Source organism: Streptomyces sp. NPDC051104 (genome assembly GCF_040682835.1).
Taxonomy (GTDB): domain Bacteria; phylum Actinomycetota; class Actinomycetes; order Streptomycetales; family Streptomycetaceae; genus Streptomyces; species Streptomyces cynarae.
In genome coordinates, this window is the sequence record NZ_JBFBBS010000097.1 from 1 (window position 1) to 4,709 (window position 4,709).

Here is a 4,709-nt window from a genome sequence, read left to right on the forward strand (position 1 = left end):
GATAATCAGCACTGTCATTAATTTCAACGCCGGCTGACCCCGCCTCTATCAGCAAAGCTGAAATGGCCTCTCCGGCTTCCCGACTGATTTTTATTGTGATTGAATTCCAATTATTCATTTATTTCATCTTTCTTTCTATGGTTTATCTCGGCCTACAAAAGAGTTCTTTCCCAGTAAGAAACCAATCGCTCGCCTAACATTTCGCTCGATAGCTTCTTCTGTTTTCAACCTCGCAATATAACGATTAATTTCAACTTGTTTAGAGGGAATTAATTGGTCAAATACTTTTTTTGCTTCCGGATTTTTGGCTAATGCTTCACTTAAAACTTGTGGTTGTTTGACAATTCGTGGCTCTGAATCATAGGAAATTGTAAAATCAAAGATTTCCCCGATTCTTTTAGGCGAATTTTTCAGCATCGTCGTATTGACATATAAGCGCCAATCCCCTTTGAAAAACATTAGATTTTGCTGATAAGTTTTTTCATTAATCTGACCACAAATAGGAATGGGCGATTTTTCTCGTCCTGAATCCTGAAATATTTTCTGCAAAATATCTGGCGGTACAGCCACAAAGGGATTGATACCGATAATTTCCAGTTCAGCTTGAAAACTATAACTTTTCATAGTGCCCTTAAAGTCCTCTTTCCTGTCAGTAAAGTCTACAGGAGAAAATAAAAGAATCAAAAGACCTAGTTTGCATTTAAACAATGGTCAAAATACTGTATCTATTTTCTACGGTGGAGTTAATAAAAAAGCTGAAAAAACTGACGATGGAGAAGATAAAGAAGTAGTTACATTAAAATCAAGTAAAAGTATTCCTCGTTTTGTCAATGTGATTTTAGATTATCTATTTGGAAAGATTGCTTTGCATCATGGATATTTATATGATATTTCAACCTCACAATTCAAACGATTGTCAGAGATGGATATTGCTCATGAATATAAATTAGGCAAGCGTTCTGACTTCACAGCTAGTGAAGTTGTAGAAATTATATCTTTTATAGATGAACAGATAAAGCTAAAACCTCTTAAAGAAATAAAAGCATCGATTATTGCTTGTCATGACTTTCAAATGGATCTGCATCAAAAGAAAATTTTAAAAAATTGTTCTATCAAAGACAATGAATGTTACTTTAAAGTGTTTGATTGTCAGCTCTCTGATGTAATTGAAATGTCAATCTTGAACGCTAATTACTTAGGAATGGTGATAGATGATGTAGACAGCTTGCATAATGCGCAACTACAGCCAATCTATCAAATGCTGGTGGCATGTCGTGAGATTACTAAGACAAGGTTCTTTGTCAGTAAATCTGGGACACGTACTGGTAAAGGCTTGCGTCATAAAGTAATTTCATCCATTTTTGATACGAAACATGTCAACCTAGACGAACTCTCAAATAAGGCAACGGCCGCAATGGCTTGGGCTGGATTTGATGGAGGGGAAATGTTACTGGTGACTGAATCAGGAGAAATTGGAAAGAGTTTAGAACGTTATTTGAAAATACTGGCTACTGAAAGCACATATCGTGGTCGAGGTATTGGCCAAAACTATGCGGATATTAATCTGACTGGTGTACTGTCTATTGATTCAAATGAAAAAGTATTATTTTCTTCTGAAATGAATAGCAGGGCTGTGAACATTGCTTTTAAGAATCGTCCAAAAAGAGAGACTGATAGCGAACGTGAATCAATCTTTGCACCCTACTGGGAGGCTTTCACTGAACAGCGAGTATCTGAGACCAGTCGAGAAGCAACGGCGCTTGCAGGAGTGGCTGCTTTATATTCTTCATTTGTCTATTGGAGACAGAATAAATTTAAGTTCAATTTCAAGCAAGTGGAAATGGATAACTTCAGTAGTGATCACTTTGATTTTGACGATGTGCAAATTTATATTATCGAGGAACACATCAAAGGGAACAAGACAATAATCAAAACGGATGAGGTTCAGAAGCTATTGAAAGAAACCTATTACGGTGCTGGAAGTCCTAAACGAAGAAAAGAAGCTCTTGATATTATTGGATATTTTGAAACGGTTCGTACATTTCCAACTTTTGAAGGAAAAAGAAAATCTTTTCGTGTTATTGCAATTGGTAACCCTCAACGTACTGCAAAAGCAGTTGAAGCATTTCTTGAAACAATGTATGAACCACCATAAAAGTGTAATTTAGTTACAAATAGTTATGTTTTTTTGATACTCATAAACAGCTATATAAAAGGATAGTTACAGAAAATACGCAAAATACACTTTTAATATTGAGTAAAATAGTAATTTATTATAAAAGAGTTTGAGTTAATTATACCAATTATGGATACTAGATTTTAATATTCTATATTATATAAAGGAAAAATGTGTAATTAATGTATTTATCGTAACTATGGCTTTATAACAGGGTTTTGAGAGGTTTTAAAAGCGTAATTATTCATAACTATTTTCTTAAATAATATGTAACTATTGTGGTGATTTTAGAAACCAATAGTTAGCAAATGAAAAAAGCTATACCAATTTAGAAAAAGAGGTTTGATAATGAGCTTTAATTTTACAAAGACAGTAGTCTTTACAGTCAATGAAAAAATGCCATTTAATATTCCTTATGATGAAGAGGAATTTGAGAAATTTAGTCATGCACTTTTAGTTGATAAAAATGCGGAGTGGCTAGGTGGCTATTTATTTAACATAAAAAATATTGTTTCAATAAAACGAGTTTAAACATAGGGAGATAAAAAAATGAGCGACAAAGTAATTATGGTTTACACAGTAAATGATGCATCAGCATTTGTCTTTAATCAGACACTGGATAATATGAAAGTCATTGGCAAATGGCAAGATGACCCTGACCAGTTATTTAAACTAGGCACTACCGTATTTAATGGAAGTCATGTTGTGGCGATTAAAGTCGCAAAACGTGGGCCACTTGGTACAGTACCAGAATAATAAAGGAGAAATAATGAGGGTAAGACACCCACCAAAATCAGTTGTTTTAACTAACTTATAAAAACAGCTATCAACCTAATAAACATAGGGAATTACAGGAACTATCAATAGTTCCGATTATAATATATATTTACTAACAAATAAATACAGGAGAAACCACAATGAAAACATTTGAAGAAATTGAAGCAGAACTTATCAATCAAAAGGACGGTAATTTATTGGAAATTGAGAAGTTTAAAAATAATAAAGAAAAAGCGGAAAGAGCCTTAAAAATCGCTAATGATGAATTAATCAAAGCCGAGGAGATCGCTGACTTAGTAGCTTATGATAAAGCAAAGGGGGATATATGGACATCACAACACGCTATTGAATTGTATCAAAAACAGTTAGACAAATTGGAAAGCACTCCATTAGTGACCAAAGATGATTATAATCAATTGGTCTCAGATATTGAAAAGGCTGCCGATAAGTTACAAGATGAGTTGAATATTAAGGGCGCTAAGCTAATGGCAGAACTCAAGTCATTGGCTGATGAATCTAATGCGGTCTACCATAAAGCTGATGAGTTGTTACGTATTGCGCAGTATGATGTTTACAAAGACGCCGATTGTTTAGTAGCGTCAAACGGTACCAGAATAACGCGAGCGGTAGAGTATAAACGAAACAACTCAGTCCGAAATGTTTATAACTTTAAATATCTTGGCAACACATTTCTTGATGATATGAACGCATAATAAAAGGGGGGGACACCATGACAGAAACAATCAAAGACAACAGCCAACAACATACAGGCAATTGGGTTGAGGACATCCGAAAAGGCGCAGAGATTGAACGCAAAGAACTAGAGGAGACGAGCAGACAGCGGAGCAAAGAAGCCTTTGACAAGATGAGAGATAAGGCGAACGCCGAACGTGATGAGATTAATGGATTGATGAAACAAGTTGCCGAAAGAAATTACAATGATAATAAGTTAAAGCGTGACAAAGAAATTGAAACTGCTAAACAAAAAGCTATGCAACAGATTGAATCTGAATATGAAAGCAAGCACGGAGTCGATACCGACAAGACGGAACGAGAAAAGCAAGCATGGAGCAACTTACTAAAAGGTTTATAATTAATAAAAAAATATTTATATTAATTTATTATTTATTAATTTTATTTTTTAAATCTGAAAATATTTTTAAAGAAACTATGGGGGCATAGCCCCCTCCCTCTGGGTCAGCTCGTACTTCACGCCGTCACTGTACATTTTTTCTCGTGTATGTGTTTAACAAGCAGAAAGGAGGAAGAAAAATGAGCGTTATTCGGTGCAAAACTTGCAAAAATTTGTTCAATACCGCCAAGCAAGAAAGATATTGTAGCGAAGAATGTAGAAAAGAAGCTCGTAAGAAAGTTCGTAAAAAATGGGAAACAAAGAATCCTGAATATATGAAAAATTATATGCGAGGATATCGTGAAAAATAGCCTTGTAAGTTTAGTTTCATCGCAATACAAAATATAAAACAAATAAAAAGTCCCCAAAAGGGCTATGATATAATAGTAGTTAAGAAATCAGTTTTTAAAGCCCGTTCTCAGCGGGCTTTTTTGTTATAAATTTTAGGACTAATAATAAAGGTGATACTTACAAGTGTCACCTTGGACCTTGGATGATATGAACTTTAATATATTAATAGAAACGTGTTTTTAGTTAAAGTTGTATGTTGCTCAATTCCCTGTTTTTTATCTTTATGTTATAATTTTGACGAAGGGAAATAGTCTATGAGGAATAATAATTTTT

General features: G+C 34.2%; 8 protein-coding genes. 6 read left to right on the forward strand and 2 right to left on the reverse strand.

What is annotated here, in order from left to right:
• Positions 1-118, reverse strand: a 118-nt coding sequence (locus AB0N14_RS39465; protein WP_366030519.1) for a 50S ribosomal protein L11 methyltransferase, incomplete at its 3' end; no start/stop codon positions are given.
• Between the two features lie 17 nt (positions 119-135).
• Positions 136-624 carry a YdeI/OmpD-associated family protein gene (locus AB0N14_RS39470; RefSeq protein ID WP_010905115.1) on the reverse strand — a complete coding sequence of 163 codons (489 nt, stop codon included), beginning with the start codon at positions 622-624 and terminating at the stop codon, positions 136-138.
• 1 nt (position 625) lies between these two features.
• On the opposite strand from AB0N14_RS39470, the gene AB0N14_RS39475 reads away from it, so the two are divergent.
• From AB0N14_RS39475 to AB0N14_RS39500, 6 genes are all read left to right on the forward strand, one after another.
• Positions 626-2,155: a hypothetical protein gene (locus tag AB0N14_RS39475; protein WP_366030518.1), complete on the forward strand. Its 1,530-nt coding sequence runs from the start codon at positions 626-628 to the stop codon at positions 2,153-2,155.
• Positions 2,156-2,524: 369 nt separating this feature from the next.
• Positions 2,525-2,707, forward strand: coding sequence for a hypothetical protein (locus AB0N14_RS39480; protein ID WP_003132807.1), 183 nt, complete (start codon positions 2,525-2,527; stop codon positions 2,705-2,707).
• Positions 2,708-2,725: 18 nt separating this feature from the next.
• Positions 2,726-2,932 (forward strand): hypothetical protein, encoded by a 207-nt coding sequence (locus AB0N14_RS39485; protein WP_011675329.1) that lies wholly within the window; start codon positions 2,726-2,728, stop codon positions 2,930-2,932.
• Between the two features lie 161 nt (positions 2,933-3,093).
• Positions 3,094-3,666 (forward strand): hypothetical protein, encoded by a 573-nt coding sequence (locus AB0N14_RS39490; RefSeq protein WP_312258059.1) that lies wholly within the window; start codon positions 3,094-3,096, stop codon positions 3,664-3,666.
• Between the two features lie 17 nt (positions 3,667-3,683).
• Positions 3,684-4,046, forward strand: a complete 363-nt coding sequence (locus AB0N14_RS39495) for a hypothetical protein (protein WP_312258060.1) — start codon at positions 3,684-3,686, stop codon at positions 4,044-4,046.
• 179 nt (positions 4,047-4,225) lie between these two features.
• Positions 4,226-4,396: a hypothetical protein gene (locus AB0N14_RS39500; RefSeq protein WP_012898380.1), complete on the forward strand. Its 171-nt coding sequence runs from the start codon at positions 4,226-4,228 to the stop codon at positions 4,394-4,396.
• Positions 4,397-4,709: the final 313 nt, after the last annotated feature.

Excerpts from the sequence above, each read along its gene's own strand:
- AB0N14_RS39470 (WP_010905115.1), bottom strand. The coding sequence starts at position 624 with ATGAAAAGTTATAGTTTTCAAGCTGAACTGGAAATTATCGGTATCAAT.
- AB0N14_RS39480 (WP_003132807.1), top strand. The coding sequence starts at position 2,525 with ATGAGCTTTAATTTTACAAAGACAGTAGTCTTTACAGTCAATGAAAAA.
- AB0N14_RS39485 (WP_011675329.1), top strand. The coding sequence starts at position 2,726 with ATGAGCGACAAAGTAATTATGGTTTACACAGTAAATGATGCATCAGCA.
- AB0N14_RS39490 (WP_312258059.1), top strand. The coding sequence starts at position 3,094 with ATGAAAACATTTGAAGAAATTGAAGCAGAACTTATCAATCAAAAGGAC.
- AB0N14_RS39495 (WP_312258060.1), top strand. The coding sequence starts at position 3,684 with ATGACAGAAACAATCAAAGACAACAGCCAACAACATACAGGCAATTGG.
- AB0N14_RS39500 (WP_012898380.1), top strand. The coding sequence starts at position 4,226 with ATGAGCGTTATTCGGTGCAAAACTTGCAAAAATTTGTTCAATACCGCC.